Annotated in this window: 21 protein-coding genes and 1 pseudogene; 4 read left to right on the plus strand and 18 right to left on the minus strand. The window is 72.2% G+C overall.

Annotated features, from left to right (window positions below):
* Positions 1-2: 2 nt before the first annotated feature.
* Positions 3-911 carry a hypothetical protein gene (locus ACQPYA_RS24820; RefSeq protein ID WP_433533604.1) on the plus strand — a complete coding sequence of 303 codons (909 nt, stop codon included), beginning with the start codon at positions 3-5 and terminating at the stop codon, positions 909-911.
* Between the two features lie 220 nt (positions 912-1,131).
* Positions 1,132-2,037, plus strand: coding sequence for a phytanoyl-CoA dioxygenase family protein (locus tag ACQPYA_RS24825; RefSeq protein WP_433529490.1), 906 nt, complete (start codon positions 1,132-1,134; stop codon positions 2,035-2,037).
* Between the two features lie 86 nt (positions 2,038-2,123).
* Here ACQPYA_RS24825 and ACQPYA_RS24830 read toward each other — a convergent pair whose 3' ends face one another.
* The 9 genes from ACQPYA_RS24830 to ACQPYA_RS24870 all read right to left on the minus strand — a co-directional run bounded on the left by ACQPYA_RS24830 (position 2,124) and on the right by ACQPYA_RS24870 (position 10,905).
* Positions 2,124-3,074 (minus strand): IS630 family transposase, encoded by a 951-nt coding sequence (locus tag ACQPYA_RS24830; protein WP_433529491.1) that lies wholly within the window; start codon positions 3,072-3,074, stop codon positions 2,124-2,126.
* Between the two features lie 206 nt (positions 3,075-3,280).
* Positions 3,281-3,922 (minus strand): MOSC domain-containing protein, encoded by a 642-nt coding sequence (locus ACQPYA_RS24835; protein ID WP_433529492.1) that lies wholly within the window; start codon positions 3,920-3,922, stop codon positions 3,281-3,283.
* A 184-nt stretch (positions 3,923-4,106) separates the two neighbouring features.
* A complete protein-coding gene (locus tag ACQPYA_RS24840) occupies positions 4,107-4,979 on the minus strand; it encodes a carbohydrate ABC transporter permease (protein WP_433529493.1) in 873 nt (290 codons plus the stop codon).
* Positions 4,976-5,959 (minus strand): carbohydrate ABC transporter permease, encoded by a 984-nt coding sequence (locus ACQPYA_RS24845; protein WP_433529494.1) that lies wholly within the window; start codon positions 5,957-5,959, stop codon positions 4,976-4,978. Before ACQPYA_RS24845 ends, ACQPYA_RS24840 begins: the two co-directional genes overlap by 4 nt.
* Positions 5,956-7,242, minus strand: coding sequence for a sugar ABC transporter substrate-binding protein (locus ACQPYA_RS24850; protein ID WP_433529495.1), 1,287 nt, complete (start codon positions 7,240-7,242; stop codon positions 5,956-5,958). The genes ACQPYA_RS24845 and ACQPYA_RS24850 overlap by 4 nt, the downstream gene beginning before the upstream one ends.
* A 198-nt stretch (positions 7,243-7,440) precedes the next feature.
* Positions 7,441-7,725 (minus strand): GlsB/YeaQ/YmgE family stress response membrane protein, encoded by a 285-nt coding sequence (locus ACQPYA_RS24855; protein ID WP_433529496.1) that lies wholly within the window; start codon positions 7,723-7,725, stop codon positions 7,441-7,443.
* Between the two features lie 168 nt (positions 7,726-7,893).
* Positions 7,894-8,184, minus strand: coding sequence for a GlsB/YeaQ/YmgE family stress response membrane protein (locus tag ACQPYA_RS24860; protein ID WP_111217351.1), 291 nt, complete (start codon positions 8,182-8,184; stop codon positions 7,894-7,896).
* A gap of 150 nt (positions 8,185-8,334) precedes the next feature.
* On the minus strand, positions 8,335-10,212 hold the full coding sequence (lepA, locus tag ACQPYA_RS24865) for a translation elongation factor 4 (protein WP_433529497.1): 1,878 nt from the start codon (positions 10,210-10,212) through the stop codon (positions 8,335-8,337).
* A gap of 159 nt (positions 10,213-10,371) precedes the next feature.
* Positions 10,372-10,905 (minus strand): DUF4240 domain-containing protein, encoded by a 534-nt coding sequence (locus ACQPYA_RS24870; protein ID WP_433529498.1) that lies wholly within the window; start codon positions 10,903-10,905, stop codon positions 10,372-10,374.
* Between the two features lie 53 nt (positions 10,906-10,958).
* On the opposite strand from ACQPYA_RS24870, the gene ACQPYA_RS24875 reads away from it, so the two are divergent.
* Positions 10,959-11,945 (plus strand): phosphotransferase family protein, encoded by a 987-nt coding sequence (locus ACQPYA_RS24875; protein ID WP_433529499.1) that lies wholly within the window; start codon positions 10,959-10,961, stop codon positions 11,943-11,945.
* A 124-nt stretch (positions 11,946-12,069) separates the two neighbouring features.
* Entirely contained in the window at positions 12,070-12,336 is a 267-nt protein-coding gene (gene rpsT / locus ACQPYA_RS24880; protein ID WP_433529500.1) for a 30S ribosomal protein S20, read from the plus strand.
* Positions 12,337-12,675: 339 nt separating this feature from the next.
* Here the strand turns inward: rpsT and ACQPYA_RS24885 are convergent.
* The 9 genes and pseudogenes from ACQPYA_RS24885 to nadD all read right to left on the minus strand — a co-directional run.
* Positions 12,676-13,104 (minus strand): annotated as a pseudogene (locus tag ACQPYA_RS24885) (hypothetical protein); the annotation flags it as partial.
* Complete coding sequence (gene holA, locus ACQPYA_RS24890; RefSeq protein ID WP_433529501.1) at positions 13,101-14,078, minus strand: DNA polymerase III subunit delta; 978 nt, start codon at positions 14,076-14,078, stop codon at positions 13,101-13,103. The pseudogene ACQPYA_RS24885 and the gene holA, both read right to left, overlap by 4 nt.
* A gap of 174 nt (positions 14,079-14,252) precedes the next feature.
* Positions 14,253-16,811, minus strand: coding sequence for a ComEC/Rec2 family competence protein (locus tag ACQPYA_RS24895; protein ID WP_433529502.1), 2,559 nt, complete (start codon positions 16,809-16,811; stop codon positions 14,253-14,255).
* Complete coding sequence (locus ACQPYA_RS24900) at positions 16,808-17,563, minus strand: ComEA family DNA-binding protein (protein ID WP_433533605.1); 756 nt, start codon at positions 17,561-17,563, stop codon at positions 16,808-16,810. Before ACQPYA_RS24900 ends, ACQPYA_RS24895 begins: the two co-directional genes overlap by 4 nt.
* Positions 17,564-18,221: 658 nt before the next feature.
* The gene (locus ACQPYA_RS24905) at positions 18,222-19,022 is read right to left on the minus strand and encodes an SDR family NAD(P)-dependent oxidoreductase (RefSeq protein ID WP_433529503.1); all 801 of its coding nucleotides are present in this window, start codon (positions 19,020-19,022) and stop codon (positions 18,222-18,224) included.
* Between the two features lie 210 nt (positions 19,023-19,232).
* On the minus strand, positions 19,233-20,087 hold the full coding sequence (locus ACQPYA_RS24910) for a DegV family protein (protein ID WP_433529504.1): 855 nt from the start codon (positions 20,085-20,087) through the stop codon (positions 19,233-19,235).
* A 60-nt stretch (positions 20,088-20,147) separates the two neighbouring features.
* The gene (locus ACQPYA_RS24915) at positions 20,148-20,816 is read right to left on the minus strand and encodes a histidine phosphatase family protein (protein WP_433529505.1); all 669 of its coding nucleotides are present in this window, start codon (positions 20,814-20,816) and stop codon (positions 20,148-20,150) included.
* Positions 20,813-21,217 carry a ribosome silencing factor gene (gene rsfS, locus ACQPYA_RS24920; protein ID WP_433529506.1) on the minus strand — a complete coding sequence of 135 codons (405 nt, stop codon included), beginning with the start codon at positions 21,215-21,217 and terminating at the stop codon, positions 20,813-20,815. Before rsfS ends, ACQPYA_RS24915 begins: the two co-directional genes overlap by 4 nt.
* A 99-nt stretch (positions 21,218-21,316) precedes the next feature.
* A complete protein-coding gene (nadD, locus tag ACQPYA_RS24925) occupies positions 21,317-21,913 on the minus strand; it encodes a nicotinate-nucleotide adenylyltransferase (protein ID WP_433529507.1) in 597 nt (198 codons plus the stop codon).
* Between the last annotated feature and the right edge of the window lie 53 nt (positions 21,914-21,966).

A 21,966-nucleotide genomic window follows, 5' to 3' on the forward strand; every position in this document is an offset into this window, starting at 1 on the left:
AGGTGCGGGTGCGGGCTCGGGCAGTCGTGGCGGGTTTCGTGGTTCTCGTGGTGGTCGCCGTGATCGGGATCGTGCTCGGGATACGACAGGTCGGAGACCGGCTGCGACTGCCGTTGGCCGGCCGGACCTGCACCGTGCAGGCCGAGGGGACGGTCTCCCTGAACGCCCACCAGATGGCCAACGCGGCGACGATCGCGGCCATCGGCATCCGGCGCGGGATGCCCGAGCGGGCCGTGGTGGTGGCGCTGGCCACCGCCTACCAGGAGTCCGGGCTGCGCAACCTGGCCGGCGGCGACCGCGACTCGGTCGGCCTCTTCCAGCAGCGCCCGAGCCAGGGTTGGGGCACGCCGACCGAGATCCGTGACCCCCGGTACGCGGCCGACCGGTTCTACGCCGCGCTGAAGAAGGTGCGCGGCTGGGAGGACATGCGGGTCACCGACGCGGCCCAGAAGGTCCAGCGGTCGGCCTTCCCCGAGGCGTACGAGAAGTGGGCGGACGACTCGGAGGTGCTCACCCGGGCCCTGCTCGGCGAGGCCACCGGGGCGGTCTCCTGCACGGTGGGCGGTGACCCGGCGATGCGCGGCGCGGCCGCGGCCGCCGCACTGACCGAGGGCCTGACGCTCGACTGGGGCCTGGCGGGCTCGGCGGCGGGGCGCAAGCGGGGGGCGGACATCGTGGGTTCCCGGGTGAACGGCGACGGCGGCCTGACCGGCCTGACGGTGACCGCCGCGGACGAGCGCGCCGGCTGGCGGTACGCGCACTGGCTGGTCTCCCACGCGAACGATCACGGGGTGAAGCGGGTGCGCTTCGGCGGCCAGGAGTGGAGCGCTCGGGACGGCAGCTGGAAACGGGTGACGAACGGCGAGAAGAGTGCCGACCGGGTGGTTGCCGAGGTCCACGCGGACGTGTGAACGACCCCTTGTCTCCTTACCCGCAGTCACCGCAAATTCCGGCAATCGCCCCTCTAAACCCCCCGCCCTACCACGCTGCGTAACTGCCAGTAGTCACACCACCGCCCTCGGTCGCCATACCTGTGGGATCGACCGGGGCCGTCCCCCGGGCCCGGCGTGGGCGCGTTACGATCGGCGGCCTGCGCCAAAAATGGTTTCACCTCTTGGGGAGGGGTACGACGTGGCATTCGACTACGGCGACCGGACCGGCTACGAACCGATCAGCGACGTCGACCGCAAGGAGTTCCATGAGCAGGGCTTTCTCCTGCTGCGCAACGTCCTGACCGAGGACCACCGGGCCGCGCTCGAGGCCGCGGTCGACCGGGTGTACGAGGAGGAGAAGGCGAAGGGCAAGACCACCAAGGACGGCACCCTGCACCTGCTGGGCTTCCTTGAGCGGGACGAACTCTTCGGCGACCTGCTGACCCACCCGATCGCGTTCCCCTACATGTGGGGCCTGGCCGGGTGGAACATCTACAGCCACCACAACCACCTCGACGTCACTCCGCCGGCCCTGGAGCCGGAGAAGCCGTACTGGGGTTGGCACCAGGACGGGTACCGGCAGAACTCCGACCCGGAGACGATGGACCCGAACCTGCCCCGGCCGATGTTCTCGCTGAAGGTCGCCTACGTGCTCTCCGACCTCTCGGAGACCGGCCGCGGCGCGACCAAGGTGATCCCGGGCAGCCACCTGTGGAACTCGCTGCCGCGCCCGGCGGACACCACGGTGCACAACCCGGACCCGGAGGGCACCGTCGAGATCACCGCCAAGCCGGGCGACGCGTTCATCTTCGACCGCCGGCAGTGGCACTCGCGGTCGACCAACCTGTCGACGATCACCCGCAAGATGCTCTTTGTCGGCTACACCTACCGGTGGATCCGCCCGCTGGACGAGCTGCACATCGACGCCGACGGCGAGTGGTGGGGCAACCGCACGCCGGTACAGCGCCAGCTCTGCGGTGAGGGCACCCACACCGCGAACTACTGGGGCATCAACTGGGACGGCTACATCGACGACGAGATCCCGCTCCGCAAGGAACTGAAGCAGCGCGGCCTACTAAACCGAAACATCCCCTGGCTCCGCTAACCAGCTTGTAAGGAAGGGCCCCCTGTTAACGCCTGGCGTTGTACAGGGGGCCCTTCTTATTGATGGGTAACCCAAACGTCCCGTGGTCATCCGGCGGCGTAGCGGACTTCTGGTTTGCCGAACAGGCTCCGGATCCGGTCGGGCTGGTTCTGTCGCCGGCGGAGGTGGGTGCGAGCCTGCGCGGCCAGCTGCTGCTGGTTGGCGGGATTGGCTTGTGCGACATGGTGTTTGATGTCGCCGTTGAGTAGTTCTACGGGATTCAGTTCGGGGCTGTAGCCGGGCAGGTAGTGCATCTCAAGCTGGGCAACACGTTCGGCGACCCAGGTGCGGACTTCGGTACGGCGGTGGACGGGGTGTCCGTCGACGATGAGGTGGATCTTCCGGTCGAGGTGGCGGACGAGCCGGTCCAGGAACTTCAGGAACACCTCCCCGTTGAGGGTGCCCAGGTAGCAGGTGAAGTACAGCTCGCCCTTGTTGGAGATCGCGGCCATCACGTTGATCGAGAACCGTCGGCCGGTCCTGGCCACCACCGGGGTCTGCCCGACCGGCGCCCAGGTGGTGCCCACCGCGGCGGTGGAACGCAGCCCAGTCTGATCCAGCCACAACACCACACCGCCCTCGGCCTTGGCCTGCCCGGCGATCGCCGGGTAGGTCACCTCCAGCCACCGCGTGACGGCCTCGGGATCCTGCTCGTACGCCTTACGGATCGGCTTCTGCGGCGACAGCCCCCACGACCGCAGGTACTTGCCGATCGTGACCAGCGACAACCCGATATCGAACCAGTCACGGATCAACTGCCGCACCTGCGGACGGGTCCACACCAACCCCGGCAACGCCAACTGGTCCGGACACTGGTGGATCACCGCCCGCCGCACCCGCGCCTGCTGCCGCGCCGTCAACGCCTTCTGCTCACCCGGCCGCCGACCACGTCTCTTGGCGTTCAACCCCCGATTCCCCTTACGGCGGAACGCCTCCACCCACACCCACACCGTTTTCGGCCCGACCCGAAATACCCGCGCCACCTCAGCCTGCGACATCCCACCCTGCCACGCAGCCACCGCCCGCCGACGCAGATCCTCTTGCGCCTGCTGGGAAAGCCGCCTCGCATCGGTCACCGCAACACCCATACACACTCAACGATCACGGGATGTTTGGGTTACCCATCAATAACATCCCGCCCGCCGGCACCCAGCGACGGTGGGCGGGTGGTGGTTGGTGGTTGGTGGTTGGTGGTTGGTGGCGGTCAGGCGGGCGGGGTGGTGAGCCGGCGACGCGCCTTGTCCCGGATCCACCCGGGCAGGTCGTCGGCCGCCAGCAGCCGGGGCAGCAGCTCCGGCTGAAGGTTCAGTGCCCGGAACACCTCACCGACGGTCACCCCGTGCGCCGGCCGGTGCGTCACCTCGATCGGGTCGCCGGCACCCAGTTCGCCCTCACGCAGCACCCGCAGGTACGCCCCGGGCGCCGCCCGCGCCGTGAACCGCTTGATCAGATTCGGTACGCCCCAGAAGCCGGCAAACGTGGCGCACGGCGTACGCGGCATCGTCACCTGGAGCACGGCCGAGCCGACCGTCCACCGCTCGCCGATCACCGCGCCGGTGACGTCCACCGCGTACGTGGTGAGGTTCTCGCCGAAGCCGCCCGGCCGGATGTCCCGGCCGAGCTCGGCCTCCCACCACGCCGCGTCCTCCGAGGCGTACGCGTAGACCGCCTTGTCGGGGCCGCCATGGTTGCGCAGGTCGCTGATGAAGTCGCCGACCAGGCCCTCCGGGCGCACCGGCACCCGGCCCGGCACCGGCCGCTTGTCGATTCCGCTGCGCCCGTTCGCGCCCGCCCAGTCGGCCCTGGTCACCACGCCGACGTTGACCGTCACCACTCGCCCCGTCATGGCCCGGCAGCCTAGCCTCCCGTCGTGGCCGGCCGCCCGGCCTTCCCGTCGTGGCCGGCCGCCCGGCCGCGCCCACGGTGCCCGCCAGCATGCACCGACCGCCGCATCAAAACCGACGCCGCCGGTGTGAGAAGGGAACCCTTCTATACCTCAGGCGTTAATAGGGGGCCCTTCCTTACACCCCTCAGCCCTTGATGGCGCCGGTGATCAGGCCGGCGGCCATCCGCCGCTGCACCAGCAGGAAGAACACGATCACCGGCAGGGTGAACAGCGTGGAGGCGGCCATCACCGGGCCCCAGGCGGTGTCGTCGCGACCGAAGAAGAAGGTCATCGCCACCGGCAGGGTGTAGCGGTCCTGTCGGTTGACGAAGGTCAACGCGAAGATCAGCTCGTTCCACGCGGTGATGAAGGAGAAGATGCTGGTCGCCACGAGCCCCGGGGCCACCAGCGGAAACAGGATCCGGCGGAAGATCTGCGCCCGGTTGGCCCCGTCGATGGCGGCGGCCTCCTCCAGTTCCCTGGGCACCGCCGCGACGAAGCCGCGCAGCATCCAGACCGCGAACGGCAACGAGAAGCCGAGGTAGGTGAGGATCAGGCTGGGCAGGGTGTTGTACAGGCCGAGCCGCTGGATCATCAGGAACAGCGGAATGACCAGCGCCTCCAGCGGGATCATCTGCACCACCAACAGCATGATCAGGAAGCTGGTCCGCAGCCGGAACCGGAACCGGGCCACGGCGGTGGCGGCCAGCAGGGCGACCAGCCCGCTGAGCAGCACCGTGGCCGCCGCCACCAGCACGCTGTTGAGGAAGAAGTCGGTGAAGGTCACTCCGGGGATCAGGTTCCCGGTGAGGATCTGCCGGTAGTGCTCCAGCGTCGGCTCGGCCGGCACCGGCCGGGGCGTGCTGGCGAAGATCTCGCCGCTCGGTTTCAGCGAGGTGGCGATCATCCAGTAGACCGGGAAGGCCGCGAAGAGCGCCACCAGCAGGCCGGCGCCGTTGAGCGCGAGCCGTCGGGCGGTACGGCCGCGCCGCCCGCCACGCGCCGGGCCGGTCGTCACGCGTCCTCCTGCCGGAGCATCATGCGCACGTACGCCCCGGTGACGGCGAGCAGGATCAGGGTGAGAACGACCGCGATCGCCGAGCCGAGACCGTACTTGGGCGGGGGCGAGAACGCCTCGGCGTACGAGTAGACGGAGAGCATGAAGGTGGGCCGGTCCTGGGTGCCGCCGGCCAGCACGTAGTACTGGGTGAAGACCTTGAAGTCCCAGATGGTGGAGAGCACCACCAGGATGCCGAAGACCGGGCGCAGCAGCGGGACGGTGACCCGCCAGAACACCCGCCACGGGCCGGCGCCGTCGACCCGGGCCGCCTCGTGCAGTTCGCTCGGTACGCTCCTGAGCCCGGCCAGCACGCTGACCGCCACGAACGGGAACGAGTGCCAGACCACCACCAGGGTGAGGATGGCGAAGAACAGCAGCGGGGAGTTGAACCAGCCGTAGCCGGTCCAGTCGCTGCGCCCGAAGAGGGCCTGCGAGAGCCCGTCCGGCAGGGCGTTGAACGTCCAGGTGACCAGCCCGCTGGTGTCGTCGAAGATCCACTTCCAGACGATGGTGCCGGTGAGTGCGGGGGTGGCCCAGGCGAGCATCACGCAGCTGGCCACGAAGGCCGCCATCCGCCGGCCGAGCCGGTTGAGCAGCAGGCCGACCAGGGTGCCCAGGACCATGGTCAGCGCCACGTTGGCCGCGGCGAAGAGCACCGTGTTGCGCAGCACGGTCCAGAAGAACGGATCGCCGAGGATCTGGGTGTAGTTGCCCAGTCCCACCCACGGCCACTCCCGGTGGCCGCGCAACTGGCGGACGTTGTCCAGCCGGTGGAAGGACATCACCACCACCTGGCCGAGCGGCCAGAGCAGCAGCACCCCGATGACCACCAGGCAGGGCAGGAGCAGCAGATACGGCAGCCGGTCGACCCGGCGACGCCGCCGCACGGGGGTCTCCCGGGCGGCGGCCGTCTCCGGCACCTCGGTCAGCGTGGTCACCTGGCGTTGAGGATGCTTTCCATCTCCGCGGCCGCGTCGGCGGTGGCCTGTTCGACCGTCTTCTGACCCTTCATGACCGAGCTGTTCATCGCCTGGGTCACCGTCTTGGTCCGGCTGACCTCCACCCACTTCGGGGTGAGTGGCGTGAGTCTGGTGTTCCGCATGGTCGTTGCGAACGCCGCCATGATCTTGTCATCTGCGTATTCGCTGCCGCTGACCAGGTCCGAGTAGACCGGGAAGAAGCCGAGGCTCTCCGCGAACTGCTGCGAGTTCTTCTTGTCCAGCAGCACGGTGAGGTAGTCCCAGGCCAGGTCCTGACGCTGGCTGTCACGCCAGATCGCGATGTCGGAGCCGCCGGCGAACGCGGGCGCCGGCTGACCGTCCGGGCCGGGGATGGGGAAGGTGCCCCAGACCTTCTCGATCTCGGGGTTGTCCTTGGCGATCGCGCCCTGCTGCCAGCTGCCGGCGAAGGCCATCGCCGCCTTGCCGGTGGCGAACTGGGTACGCGCGTCGATCTCGTTCCAGCCGGCGGCGGCGGGCGGGGCGACCTTGTGGACGGTCACCAGGTCGGTCCAGTACCGGACCGCCGCGCGGGCCTGCGGCGAGGTGTAGCCGGACTTCCAGCTCTCCCCCTCCCTGGTGGCGATCTCCGCGCCGGCGCCCCAGAGGAAGGAGTAGAACGGCAGCTCCGAGTTGCCGGGCAGGGCGATGCCGTATGTCCCGGGCCGGCTGGCCTGCACGGCCTTGGCCGCCGCGACCAGGTCGTCCCAGCTCTTCGGCGGCTGCACGCCGGCCTCGGCGAACCAGTCGGTGCGGTAGTAGATGCCCCGGACGCCGGCGTACCACGGCACGCCGTACTGCCGGCCGTCGAGTTGGGCGTTGCGGACCAGGTCGGGCAGGATGTCGCGGCCCTCGGCCCAGCCGCTCATCCGGTCGGTGACGTCGGCGAGGGCCTCCTGCGCCGCCCAGCCCTGGGTCTCGGTGTTGCCCAGTTCGGTGACGTCCGGCCCCTCGCCACCGGCGAGCGCGGCCTGGAACTTCTTTGGCGCCTCCAGCCAGGGGATGTACTGCACGACCACGTCGGTGTCGGGATGCTTGCGCTGGAACTCGGTCTCCACGGCGTCGAGGAACGCGGTCTGCGCCTCACCGCCCTCGCCCATCATCCAGACCGTGAGCCTGCTGGTGTCGGCCGCGTCCTCGTCCGAGCCGCCGCAGCCGGCCAACACCAATGCGGTCGCGGCCACGACGGCGGTGACCGGGACCAGCCGTTTCCACCTGTTCACGCCACTTCCCCTCCCGCTGGCTGGCATTAACCTTCCGCCTCGCACCCTAGTACGAAGGATTCCTTTACGACAGTGCGCGGGGACCGACGGTATCGCGGAGCGGGCGCCGGCGTCCGGACGCGCCGTCCCCGAACCCGGGCGTACGCAGACGAAAGGCGCCCGACCTCGACGGTCGGGCGCCTCCTCGGGACTCGGTTGTCACCTGTGGATGGGCCGCCGGCGGCGGCCCGTGCCGGAGACCAGCGCGACCGCGACGGCGGCCAGCAGGACCTGGAGCATCAGTTCCCGCCAGTCGATGCCGGCGGTCTCCGCGAAGCCGGACGCGCGGGCGATCACCGTGCCGAGCAGCGCGGCGCCCACACCGATGAGCATGTGCAGCCAGATCGGCATGGGCTGGCGGCCCGGCACCACCAGGCGACCCAACGCGCCGATAATCAGGCCGACGAACAGGGCGGTGATAATGCCCCAGACGGTGAGCTCCATGGTCGCTCTCCTTCACAAAGACGTTCCACGTGCGGTGGGATTCCTGTCGTGATCGCCTAGTACCCCGAGCCGGTGAGAATCCAAACCGGCCGCGCCGCGTCCAGAAAGGACGCTGGTACGCCGACGGGCGCCCGGTCGGGTGGCCGGGCGCCCGAAAGACGGGTGTGGTTACCGGTGGGTGATACCGCGTCGGCGACCACCGACGCCGGCCACCAGGGCCACCGCGATCGCGGCCAGCGCGACCTGCACCGCGAGTTCGGCCCAGTCGATGCCGGCGGTCACCGTGGCGATGCCCATCGCCCGGGCGAGCACGGTGCCGAGCAGCGCCGCGCCGACACCGATGAGCATGTGCAGCCAGATCGGCATGTCCTGCCGGCCCGGCACCACCAGGCGACCCAACGCGCCGACGATAAGACCGACGAACAGGGCGGTGATGATGCCCCAGACGGTGAGCTCCATGGTCGCGCTCCTTAACGAGAAGATGTCGTTCGGCAGGGTTCCTGTCGTGCCGATCCAGTTCCCTCGGCATCGAATCCCCAAACCGACCGGACATGTCGCCCGTCGATGGCACACCGGTTTCCGTACGTCGTCCCGGCCCACCGGCCGGCGTCACTTCTTCCCGGCGGCCTTGCCGTCGCCCGAGTCGGTGGAGAGCGCGGCGATGAAGGCTTCCTGCGGGACCTCCACCCGGCCCACCATCTTCATCCGCTTCTTGCCCTCCTTCTGCTTCTCCAGCAGCTTGCGCTTGCGACTGATGTCACCGCCGTAGCACTTGGCGAGCACGTCCTTGCGGATCGCCCGGATGGTCTCCCGGGCGATGACCCGGCTGCCGATGGCGGCCTGGATCGGCACCTCGAACTGCTGGCGCGGGATCAGGTTGCGCAGCTTCGCGGCGATCGTGGTGCCGTAGTTGTACGCCTTGTCCTTGTGCACGATGGCGCTGAACGCGTCCACCGGCTCGCCGTGCAGCAGGATGTCGACCTTCACCAGGTCGGACGCCTGCTCGTCGGTGGGCTCGTAGTCCAGCGAGGCGTAGCCCTTGGTCCGGCTCTTGAGCTGGTCGAAGAAGTCGAAGATGATCTCGGCCAGCGGCAGCGTGTAGCGCAGTTCCACCCGGTCGGCGGAGAGGTACTCCATGCCGAGCAGGCTGCCCCGGCGACCCTGGCACAGCTCCATCACCGCGCCGACGTAGTCGTTCGGGGTCAGCACGCTGGCCCGCACCGTCGGCTCGTACACCTCGGCGATCTTGCCGGTCGGGTACTCGCTCGGGTTGGTGACCACGATCTCCTCGCCGTCCTCCTGGATGGCGCGGTAGACCACGTTCGGCGCGGTCGAGATGAGGTCGAGGTTGAACTCCCGCTCCAGCCGCTCCCCGATGATCTCCAGGTGCAGCAGGCCGAGGAAGCCGCAGCGGAAGCCGAAACCGAGCGCCCCGGAGGTCTCCGGCTCGTAGGTGAGCGCGGCGTCGTTGAGCTTGAGCTTGTCCAGCGCGTCCCGCAGCGCCGGGTAGTCCGACCCGTCGATCGGGTACAGGCCGGAGTAGACCATCGGCTTCGGGTCCTTGTAGCCGCCGAGCGGCTCCTCCGCCGGCCGCCCGTTGATGGTGACCGTGTCACCGACCCGGGACTGGCGCACGTCCTTCACGCCGGTGATCAGGTAGCCGACCTCGCCGACGCCGAGCGCGTCGGCCTTCACCATCTCCGGCGAGATGACGCCGATCTCCAGCAGCTCGTGGGTCGCGCCGGTGGACATCATCTTGATCCGGTCCCGGGCGCCGATCCGCCCGTCGACCACCCGGACGTAGGTGACCACGCCCCGGTAGACGTCGTACACCGAGTCGAAGATCATCGCGCGGGCCGGGGCGTCGGCGTCGCCGACCGGCGGGACGAACTGCCGGACGATCTCGTCGAGCAGGTGCGGCACGCCCTCACCGGTCTTGCCGGAGACCTTGATGCAGTCCGCCGGGTCGCCGCCGATCAGGTGCGCCAGCTCCTCGGCGTACTTCTCCGGCTGGGCGGCCGGCAGGTCGATCTTGTTGAGCACCGGGATGATGTGCAGGTCGTTTTCGAGTGCCAGGTACAGGTTGGCCAGCGTCTGCGCCTCGATGCCCTGGGCGGCGTCGACCAGCAGGATGGCCCCCTCGCAGGCGGCCAGCGAACGGGACACCTCGTAGGTGAAGTCGACGTGGCCGGGGGTGTCGATCATGTTGAGCACGGCCTGCTCACCGGCGCGCTCGCCGTCGCGGATGGTCCACGGCATCCGCACGGCCTGGCTCTTGATGGTGATGCCGCGCTCGCGCTCGATGTCCATCCGGTCGAGGTACTGCGCGCGCATCTGCCGCGGGTCGACCACGCCGGTGAGCTGCAACATCCGGTCGGCCAGGGTCGACTTTCCGTGGTCGATGTGGGCGATGATGCAGAAGTTCCTGATCCGCCCCGGGTCGGTGGCACCAGGAGCGTTCGCGCCGGGATCGAGCGTCGGTGGCACAGCGGTCCGTTCTGGTCGGCTGACGTGAGCAGGCCGGCAGATGCCGGCCCCCTCTATGCTCCCACGTCCGCGGCGGGCAGCCGCCGCGCGGGCGAACCCCGCCGGCGCGAGCACCGCCGAGCCGTCACCGGGCGGCCACCACCGGCCCGCACCGGGCCCTCACTCCTGCGGCGGCTCGACGAAGAGGGCGGCGAGCCGGGGCAGCCGGCGCCGGGCCTCCTCCTCGTCGTCGAAATCCCAGAAGTCGTTCAGGTCCGGCGGCGACGCCGCGTGGCGTTCCGCCGGCAGATCGGTCGCGGTCGCCCTGCGGTACGCGTCCCACGCCACGGCCAGCATGTCCTCGCACTCGAACTCCTCGCCGCTGAGCGAGGCGGCCCGGACCCGAGGCAGTTCGGCCAGCGAATCCGGGTCGGCGACGGCGCTGGCGAAGACCTCCCGCCCCTGGGTCATCAGCCAGCCACGGAAGTACTCGAACCCGTCGTCGGAGGCGCCACCGTTGATCAGGTACGCGGCACCCCACAGATCGACGCGATAGGAGGCGGCGAGGACCCGCTGCTGGTGGCGGGCGTACCCGACGATCTCCTCCGGGGCGCGGGCGGCGAGCAGCGCGACGGCCCGCGCCGCGATGGCGTCCGGCTCTCCCCCACCGGCGCGGGCATGGTCGATCAACCGCCAGAAGTCCTCGGTCCTCATGGCCTGCCAGTCTGGCAGACCACGCCGGATGTGCCAGCGTGCAGCATGGTCGGGTGAGCCTTCCGTCCCGACCGCCCGTGGCGTACCACGCCACCGCCCAGCGGCCGGCGTGGCACGCGCTGCCGCAACCGCTGCGATCCGCGGTGTCGGCGCGACTCGGCGCCCCGGTGGTCGAGGCCCGCGGCGCCGGCGCCGGCTTCACCCGGGGATTCGCCGCGCTGCTGGGCACCGCCGACGGAGGCAGCGCGTTCGTCAAGGCCGCCGGCCACGCCGAGCAACCACACCTGGTCGACTGGTACGCCCGGGAGGCGGCGATCCTCGCCCGGCTGCCGGCCGGGCTTCCCGTGCCGCGCCTGCGCTGGACGCTGTGGGAGGCGGGCTGGTACGCGCTCTGCCTGGACCCGGTCGACGGCCACACTCCCCGGCTGCCCTGGGACCCGGCCGAGCTGACCGCCGCCCTCGCCGGTTACGCCGGGATCAGTGCCGCGCTCGCCGATCCGCCGGCCGAGCTGTCCACCCTCGGGCTGCCCCGGCTGGCGGAGCTGGCCCGCGACGACATCCTCTGGTGGGGCGAGGTGGCCGCCGGCCGGGAACCGCCGCCACCGCTGCCCGCCCCGGCCCGGGGACGGCTCGCCGAGCTGGTCGCGCTGGAGTCCCGCCTGCCCGGGTACGCCGCCGGGGCGACCGGGCTGACCCACGGCGACCTGCGGGTCGACAACGTGCTGATCGATCGCGCCGGTGCCGCCTGGTTCTGCGACTGGACGTGGCTCTGCCACGGGCCGGCCTGGTTCGACCTGGTCGGCCTGCTGATCACCGGATACGCCAGCGGGCTGGACGTCGACTCTCGCTTCGCCGCGCACCCGGCCACCGCCGGCGCGCCCCCCGACGCGCTGGACGTGACGCTGGCCGCCCTGGCCGGCTACCACCTCACCGCCGCAGCCGCCGCGCCGCCCACCGCGTCGGCCCACCTGCCGGCGCACCAGCGGTGGACCGGCGAGCAGGCGCTCGGCTGGCTGGCCCACCGCCGGGGCTGGACCTGATCCGCCCACGGTGCCGTTTTGGCCCCTCCGCGCCGACCTGGTAACCTGGCTCTTCGCGCAGCGATGACGCATGCTCGTCGCGCGCAATGCTGACCAACCCGAGCTATCAAGACGAGGCTGTCGCGTGGCGAACATCAAGTCCCAGATCAAGCGCAACCGGCAGAACGAGAAGCGCCGGCTGCGTAACAAGTCGGTCAAGTCGTCGCTGAAGACCGCCATCCGCAAGTTCCACGAGGCTGCCGAGGCCGGTGACGTCGAGAAGGCCACCACCCTGATGCAGGACGCCTCGCGCAAGCTGGACAAGGCGGCCAGCAAGGGCGTCATCCACGCCAACCAGGCCGCGAACCGCAAGTCGGCGATCGCCAAGCGCGTCGCGTCGCTCGCCGCCTGACCTCTGGCGACCCAGATCTGACCGAAAGCCTCGGGGCGGCGCCCCGGGGCTTTCGCGCGTCACCGCCCCGGCGCATCCGCATGTCACCACGGTGGGCTCTCGTCTACGGCCACTGCCCGCGGTCACTGTTCGCGGCCGCCCGCAGGGAATCGATCACGACCCCGGTTCGGCGGTGCCAGGCTGCGGCGCGGCTGCCGGTGCGTCGGGAAGGGCGGCCCGCAGCACCGGATCCGGGCCCGCCGGGGCAGCGGGAGACCCGGCCGACGGCACCGGTTCCGCCGGAGCGCCGGGACGCACGCCGGGCGGCGTCGGGTCCCGCGGAGCGTCGGGAAGCACGGACGGCCGCGTCGGATCCGGGGCGGCCGGGGGTTCGCCTCGCGCCGGCTCCGCGCCGACCACCACACCGGGCACGCTGTGCGGCAGCCAGTCGACCCGGGCCCGCCCGACGACCGGTTCGATCTGCCGCCGGAAGCGGTCGCGTTCCTGCTCGGGTACGGCCGCGGCCGAGCGGACCACCACGGCGGCCACCAGGTCGTTGAGCTTGACCATGACGGCCACCGCTGCGGGCAGCACCAGCACCGCCCACCAGCTCACCAGCTCGGCGAGCGCGAACAGGGCCGCCAGGGCGATCATCCCCTCGAAGAACAGGAAACAGAGCACCCCACCCGGGTTGACGAAACGCAGGCCGAGCACCCGGGCGTAGAGCGGGCGGTACCGCTCCTCGTCGGCCTGGATCGTGGCCCACGAGCCACGGAGGGCTCCGCTCACCTGGCGCCGCCCCGCGCGGCGGCCACCGAGAAGACCGCCTTCTCCAGCGCGTACGCCCGATCGTCGGATCCACCCTTGACCGCCGCGTTGCACTCCGCCGCCGCCTGCATGGCACGGACCAGCCCGTCGGGCGTCCAGCCGCGCGCCTGCCGCTGGGCCCGTTCGACCTTCCACGGCGGCATGCCCAGGCTGCTGGCCAGTTGATACGGGCTGCCCCGGCCGGCCGAGGCGACCCGGGCCACGGTGCGGATCCCGTCGGCGAGGGCGTCGGCGATCGGCACCGGGTCCACCCCCACGTGCAGGGCCCAGCGCAGCGCCTCCAACGCGCCCGGCAGGTCACCGACCATCGTGGCGTCGGCCACGGTGAAGCCGCTCACCTCCACCCGGCCCCGGTAGTAGCGGGCCACCGTGTCGGCCCCGATCCGGCCGTCGGTGTCGGCGATCAGTTGGGAACAGGCCGCGGCGAGTTCCCGCAGGTCGTTGCCGACCGCCGCGATCAACGCCTCGGCGGCGTCGTCGGTGCACCGCCCGCCGGCTCGGCGGAACTCGTCGCGGACGAAGGCCACCCGGTCCCGGTGCCCCTTGAGCTTGACGGCCGGCTGGACCTGGGCACGGGCCGACTTCAGCCCGTCGGCGAACGCCTTGCCCTTGGCCCCACCGAGGTGCTGCACGACGAGCTGCACCTCGGGATCGGGGTTCTTCGCGTACGCGAGCAGGGCGGCGACCAGGTCCTTGCGAGCGTCCTGACCGGACCGGAGCACCAGCACCCGGCGACCGCCGAACAGCGACGGGCTGAGCATCTCGTCGACCTCACCGACGGTGAGCTGGCCGGCCTGGTACTCGCGCACGTCAGCACCGGGGTCGGCGGCCCGGGCCGCGGCGACGGTTTCGGCCACCGCACGCGTGGCGAGCAGCTCCTCGTCGCCGAGGACGAGCACAATAGGAGCGGCACTGGCGGCGGTCACGCCGCCCATACTCGCACGCTCGGCGACCCGGTCCAGCCTGGTCGTCGGCACTGTGCCTGCGGGCCCCGCACTCAGCGCAAATCCAGACATCTATCTTATTCCACTCCTTTGCCGTAAACCGGAATCGATCGCCGCCCCGCCGGCCGGCCCGTTCGTTACCGGCTCCCCGCCGGCCGGCCTGTTTCACGGCTCCGCCCGGCTCAGGTCGACGCCGCCCGACACCACCGCCAGACCCGACGACCCCACCACCACCGCGACATCCCCGTCGACATCGGTACGCAACACCCGCGCCCCACCCCGCGACAACCGGGCCAGCACCCCCGCATTGGGATGGCCGTACGAATTACCCGCCCCCACCGGCACCAGCGCCACCACCGGACGAATCGCATCCAGAAAGGCCGGATCCTGGAACCCACTGCCATGGTGGGCCACCTTCAGCACATCGGCCCGCAGCCCACCCGCCGGCAGATGCTCCCGCAACGCCTGCTGCTCCTCGGTCTCAGCATCACCGGTCAACAGAATCCGCACCCCCGCCACCGTGGCCAACAGCACCAACGAGTTGTTGTTCGGGTCCGACCGGGTGCCGCGCATCGGGTACGGCGGACCGAGGACGACGAGGTCGACCGCGCCGGCCTGATACCGCCACCCGGCCGGGGCGGCCACCACCGGGGCGCCGTGGGTGGCGGCGGTGGCGTGTATCAGGTCCCGCCCGATCGCCGGCTCCGGCCACTGCGGGGTCAAGACGGTGTCCACCCGCCGCCCCCGGAACACCCCCGCCACTCCGCCGGTGTGGTCGACGTGGAAGTGGCTGACCACCAGCAGCGGCACCCGACGTACGTCGAGCCGGCGCAGGCAGGCATCCGCCGCCGCCGGATCCGGGCCGGTGTCCACCACGACCGCTCGCCCGGCCGCCACCGGCAACACCACGGTGTCCCCCTGGCCGACCGCGCAGACGGCGATCACCCAGCCCTTCGGCGGCCACCCCGGGGCGACCACCCGCACCGGCACGGTGCCGAGCATCGCCGCGACGGTGAGCACCGCCACCAGCCGGCGCACCACGGGCCGCCGGGCGGCGACCAGCAGGGCCACGGTCAGCGCGGCCAGGAGCAGCGCCCCGGACACCCCACCCGGCCACGGCAGGTTGCCCGCCGGCAGTCTCGCCCCGTACCGGGCGACCAGCACCAGCCACCACGCCGGCCAGTGCGCAAGCCAGGCGGCGATCTCGGCACCGTACGGCCAGACCGGCGACACCGTCGCGGCCACCACGCCGAGCACCGTGGCCGGGGCGATCGCCGGCACCACGAGAAGGTTGGCCGGCACCGCCACCAGACTGACGGTGCCCGAGAGTCCGGCGATCACCGGTGAACAGGCCAGTTGCGCGGCGGCCGGCACCGCCAGCGCCTCGGCCGCACCCGGCGGTACGCCCCGCCGCCGCAACCCGTCCCGCCAGACCGGGGCGAGCAGCAGCAGACCGCCGGTGGCCAGCACGGACAACGCGAAGCCGGCGTCGCCGGCCAGGTCGGGGTCGACCAGCACCAGCACCGCCACCGCGGCGGCCAGCGCCGGCACCGCCGCCCGGGGTCGACCGGCGGCCAGGGCGGCGAGCCCGATCGCGCCCATGGTGGCCGCGCGTACCACGCTCGGCGAGGGTCGGACCAGGATGACGAAGCCCACCAGGGCCAGCCCGCAGAGCCCGACGGCCAGCGCGGGGCCGGCGCGCGCCCAACGGGCCAGCAGCAGCACCGCGCCGACGATGATCGCCACGTTGGAGCCGGACACGGCGTTCAGATGGGTCATCCCGGTGGCCCGGAAGTCCTCCTCGACCGTGTCGGGCAGCCGGCTGGTGTCGCCGACCACCAGGCCGGGCAGCAGGCCGCCCGGCTCGTCGGCCAGCGGCGCGCAGGCCTGTTGCAGGCCGGACCGGAGCCGGCCGGCGGCCAGTTGCAGGGCCGACGGCGACCCGTGCAGGTCGGGCGGGCCGACGGCGAGAAGCACGGCGCCGGTCAGGTCGCCGCCGCGCGGTTCGGCCAGCCGCCCCTCGGCGGTGAGCCGCTGACCGGGCAGCAGGCCCCGCCAGGCCGGGTCGCCGGCGAGCACCAGCACCCGGGCCGGCGCGGTGACCCGCTGCCCCGCCGGACCGGTGACGGTCACCAGCTTGGCCCGCACCAACAGGGTCGGCGGACGGCCCACGATGCCGCCGCGTACCGGCCGGGGGTCGTCCCGGACGACCAGTTCGGCGGTGACCCGAGCCCGTTCGTCGACCAGGGCGCGAAGTGGCTCGGCGTCGCGTACGGCCAGCCGGGCCGAGGTCGTGGCGCCGCCGCAGACCACCCCGATCAGCACCGCGACCCCTATCCAGCCGTAGCGACGCGCGACTGTGCCGGGACGGCCGGCGACCCCCAGCAGGTGCAGTGCCGTCAGCACGGCCAGGCCGGCCGCGACGGCGGCCACCAGCAGCGTCCGCCCGGCGCTGAGATGCAGCCCGGCCAACGCGGTGAGCCAGGCCGCCACGGCCAGCCCGGCCAACCGGAGATCCGGTGCCTCGCCACCGCCCAGCCCGGCGATCGCCCCAGCCGCTCCGATCGTGCCGCCGCCGGCCCGCGCCGTGCTCCGCGGCTTCGGCGTGGATGGCCCACCGGCCCGTGCCGCGCCGGCCGCCGCCGGCACGGACATCCCGCCGGCCCGCGCCGGCCCGGCCACCGCCTTCGCCGGCCGGGACGTTGGTGTCCTGTTCGCCGTCACACCGTGACCAGGTCTTTGAGCTGTTCGTAGCGCGCGTCGCCGATGCCGTTGACCTGGCGCAGGTCGCCGACGGACCGGAAGCCACCGTGCTGGTCGCGGTGCTCGATGATGCGCTTGGCCAGCACCGGCCCCACCCCGGGCAGCGTTTCGAGCTGCGCCGCCGTCGCGGTGTTGAGGTTGACCCGCCCGCCGGTGCCGGGGTCACCGCCTCCGCCCGGGCCGACGACAGGTGGCGCTCCCGCAGCCGGGGTCGGCGCCGGTACGCCGACCAGGATCAACTCACCATCGGTGACCTTGCGGGCCGGGTTGAGCATCGCCACGTCCACGCCGGGCAACGCCCCACCGGCCGCGTCCACGGCATCGGCTACCCGGGCCCCGGCCGGGACCCGCACCAACCCGGGTCGGCGCACCTTGCCGGCTACGGCGACCACCAACTCGCCGGCCGGGTCGGCGGCTGGCTCGTCACCGGCCGGGGCGGCCGGATCCGACGTCGGGGCGACGCCCGTCACGGCGACGACCGGCTCCACCTGCGGTCGGGACCGCCACGTCCAGGCAGCGGCGCCGAGCACCACCAGGGCGGCGACGACCGCCAGTGCCCGGACGCCCCGCCGGCCCGGGTCGAACGCGCCCGGCCCCGGCAACCGGGACACCGGCGGCGTCTCGTCCGCGTCCCGGACCGGCTCGGGCTGCGACTCCGGCTGGGGCACCGGCAGCACCGGCACCGGCGGACCCGACAGCGGCGGACCCGGCAGCGGCGGACCCGGCCGGGTCGAGCGGGCCGGCCCGGGTGAGGCCGGTGGGGGCGGTTCCCGGTCGGAGGTGGCGGAATGGACCGGCAGCAGCACGGTCGGCCCGTCCAACGGGGACGGCGAGACGCGGCCGACCGGCACCGCCGGATCGGAGCGGAACGGCACCGCCGGATCGGGGCCACCCGGCGACGCCGGATCGGGGCCGCGTAGCGACGCCGGATCGGGGCGGCGTGGCGGCGCCGGATCGGGGCCGCGAGGCGACGCCACGGGTCCGTCCCACGTCGCGGATCCACCGGGCCGCGAATCGACCGGAGGCACGCCGGGCGTGGGCATCGACGGTACGTCCGGACCCCGCGCGGTCGCGCCCGGCATCAGTCGCCACAGGCGCTCCCGTACCGCCGTCTCCTCGTCATTGGACACGGCGCGAGGCTAGGACGACGAGGCCGGGTCCCGTGTGCCTCGAACCTCTCCGCTGTGGACAACCGGCCCCCTGTGGACAACGCCCTGATCATGCCCGCGATGTGCTAAGGCGCGTTCGACAAGGGCGGTCGAGCCAAGGCGGAGCCCAGACGGTGCTCCGGGCAAGGCAGCCGCCGTCTGGGCCCGATCGACGCCCCGGGTCCGGAGGAGATGCCGGGAGGAGATGCCGGGACCACGATGGTCAGCGGGATTCCGGGTCGAGGCCGAGGACTGAGCGTCCGCCGTCGACCGGCAGGGTCACGCCGTTGACGAAGCTGGCCGCCGGCGACAGCAGGTACGCCACCGCCTCCGCCACGTCCCGCGGCTGGCCGATCCGGCCCACCGGGTGCAGCCGGGCCATTTCCGTCTCGATCCGCTCCACCTCGTCCGCTTCCTGGCCGGCGAGGAACGCCTCGTGCCGTTCGGTCGTCACCGAGCCGAGCGCGACCGCGTTGGCCCGGATGCCGTGTGGGCCGTACTCGACGGCAAGCGCCCGGGTCAGCCCCTCGATGGCGGCCTTGGCCGTGGCGTACGGCAGGCAACCGGGCACCGGCCGGCCGGCCTGGTGGGACGAGACGTTCACGATGGCACCGGCCGTGCCGGCGGCGAGGAAGCGGCGTACCGCGACGGCCACACCGACCAGCGCGGGGCGCAGGTTGCGGGTGATCAGGTCGACCACCTCACCGACCGGGGCGTCGTGCACGGAGGCGTCCCGGAACACGGCGGCGTTGTTGACCCATCCGGTGAGCGGCTGGACCCGTTCCGCGAGGTCGGCGGCGCGGGCGGCGACCGCCTCGTCGGCGGCGTCGCCGACCACCGCCGCCAACCGACCGGCCCCGGCATGCCCCTCCACCCAGGACACGGCGTCCGGATCGCGTTCGATCACCACCACCGCCGTCCCCCCGGCGAGCAGCCGCCCGACAATCCCACGCCCGACCCCACGCCCGCCCCCGGTCACCACACACGACACCCCGCCCACCTCCCAGCCCGCCTTACACCCCATCCTCACCCACCCGCAAACCCCCGCCGAGCGCCATCCCCCGGCCGGGACGACCGTCGATCATGCAGTTTTCGTCGCCCTGAAAGCCCCAAACAAGGCATTCCAACCACCAAAAGTGCAAGATCGGCGGGGCGGGGGCGGCGCGGGGCAGGGCAGGGCGGGGCAGGGCGGGGCGGGGCGGGAGGCACGGGGTGGGGGCGGGGCGGGTGGGGGTTATGGGGTGGGGTGGCGGTGGATGACCACGCAGGCTAGGCCGGGGCCGGCGTGGGCGGCCACGGCGGCACCGGCCTCGGAGACGTACGCGTCGTGCAGGCGGTCGCCGAGCCGGGCGGCCAGCGCCGCCAACAGGGCCTCGGCGCGTTGCGGGGCGGCCAGGTGGTGCACCGCGAGGTCCACCTCTGCGTCGCCAGCCGCCTCGACGGCGAGGTCGACCAGGCGCGCCACTCCCCGGCTGGCGGTGCGCACCTTGTCCCGCAGCACGATCCCGCCGTCCGGCATGTGCAGGATCGGCTTGACCGAGAGCGCCGTGCCGAGCAGCGCCTCGGCCGCGTTGATCCGGCCGCCCCGGCGCAGGAACTCCAGCGTGTCGACGTAGAAGAAGATGCCGGTACGCCCGACCGCGGCCACGGCTGCGGCGCGTACACCGGCCAGGTCGGCCCCCTCCCCGGCGGCCCGGGCCGCGGCGATGGCCGGGAAGCCGAGACCCATCCCGCAGGAGCGGCTGTCCACCACGGTCACCCGGTCACCCAGCTGCGCGGCGGCCAGCTCGGCGGCCTCGACCGTGCCGGAGAGCCCGGCCGAGAGGTGCACCGAGACCACCCCCTCCGCCCCGGCGTCCAGCAGCTCGCGGTATGTCCGGGCGAACTGCTCCGGTGACGGGCGGGACGTGCTCACCGAGACCCGTCGCCCGGTCAGCGCGCGGGTGGCGTCCGCCGGGAAGATCTCCACCCCTTCCAGTCCCTCGACACCGTTGAGCACCACGGTCAGCGGCACCACGGTCAGCCGGTGCGCCGGCACCAGCTCGGGCGGGAGGTAGGCGGTGGAGTCGGTCACGACCGCGACGGGCATGCCCGGCACGGTAGCCGATCGCGCTGGGCGAGCGCCTCCACGGATCCGGCGGAGGGTGGATCAGACCGGGTCGGAGCCGGCCGACGGCGAGGCGGCGGCGGAGACGGGGGCCGGCGTGGTGGACACCGCGATCGCCCCCACGTTGTGGGCGCGCAGATGCCATCCGCGCTCGGCGTCGTGGCGTAGTTCGGTCCAGTGGCAGTTGCCCAGCGAGCCGATGGCACGCAGCACCGGGTGGCCCCAGCCGAGCAGGTTGCCGCAGCCCTGGCGGGCCGCGCCGCCGTGGGTGGCGACGACGATTGTGCCGCCGGCCAGCTCGTCGGCGGCCTCCTGCAACGCGGTGCCGATCCGCTTGCCCAACTCGTCCAGCGGTTCGATCTCCGCGCCCGGGTCGGGGTCACCGGCCCGCCAGCGCGCGTACTCGTCGGGGAACCGCTCGGCGACCTCGGTGAGCAGGAGCCCCTGCCAGCGGCCGAAGTGGCGTTCGCGCAGCCGGGCGTCGGAGCGTACCGGCAGGCCGGTCAACGCGGCCAGCGCGGCGGCGGTCTCCGCGGCGCGGCTCAGGTCGCTGGCGATGACGGCGTCCGGGCGCAGCGCGGCGAGCAGCGGCGCGGCCTGGCGGGCCTGCTCCCGGCCGAGGTCGTTCAGCGGTACGTCGGTCTGCCCCTGCACCCTGCTGGCGGCGTTCCAGTCGGTGTTGCCGTGCCGCCAGATGACCAGCCGGGTCACTCGCCCGAGCCGGCGACGGCCTCGGCGGGGGCCAGGTCCCGGTCGACGAACGGGATGGTCGGGCAGTCCTTCCAGAGCCGGTCGAGGGCGTAGAACTCGCGTTCCTCGGTGTGCTGGACGTGCACCACGATGTCGACGTAGTCGAGCAGCACCCAGCGCCCGCCGCGTTCGCCCTCGCGCCGGACCGGCTTGGCCTTCTCCGGCAGGTCGAGCAGGGCCTCCTCGATGGCGTCGACGATGGCCTGCACCTGACGCTCGTTCGGGGCCGCGGCGAGCAGGAACGCGTCGGTGATGGCGAGCTGGTCGCCCACGTCGATGATGACGATGTCCTGCGCCTTCTTGTCGGCCGCAGCCTGGGCGGCGGCGATCGCCAGCTCGTGAGCGCGTTCGGAAACTGTCACCGTACTCCTTCGATCAACCGTGCGATGCTTCCAGCCTCTCACACGCCCCGGAATCCCGACTCGCCAGTTTCACCCGGAAAACGGGGCGAAAAGGCCAGATCACCCCTGGTAGAGCCGCCTTTTCGCGATGTACTGCACCACACCGTCCGGCACCAGGTACCAGAGCGGCTCGCCGCGGGCGACCCGGGCCCGGCAGTCGGTGGAGGAGATCGCCATCGCCGGCACCTGCACCAGGCTGACCGTGTCGGCGGGCAGGTGGGCGTCGGTCAACTCGAAGCCCGGCCGGGTGACCCCGATGAAGTGGGCCAGCTCGAAGATCTCGTCGAGGTCCTTCCAGCTCAGGATCCGCTCCAGCGCGTCCGCGCCGGTGATGAAGAACAGCTGCACCTTCGGGCCGTACTCGGCATGCAGGTCACGCAGGGTGTCGACGGTGTAGGTGGGGCCGCCCCGGTCGATGTCCACCCGGCTGACCTGGAACCGGGGGTTGGAGGCGGTGGCGATCACCGTCATCAGGTATCGGTCCTCGGCCGGGCTGACCGGGACGTCCGCCTTCTGCCACGGCTGCCCGGTCGGCACGAAAATCACTTCGTCGAGGCCGAACCGGTCCGCCACCTCGCTCGCCGCCACGAGGTGCCCTTGGTGGATCGGGTCGAACGTACCGCCCATGATCCCGATCCGCCGGATGTCTTCCTCCACTCCATGATCTTATGCCGGGCCGGCCGCACGCCGGGCCGGGCCGACCACCCTCC

The sequence above is a fragment of the Micromonospora sp. CA-263727 genome, assembly GCF_050942455.1.
Classification (GTDB): domain Bacteria; phylum Actinomycetota; class Actinomycetes; order Mycobacteriales; family Micromonosporaceae; genus Micromonospora.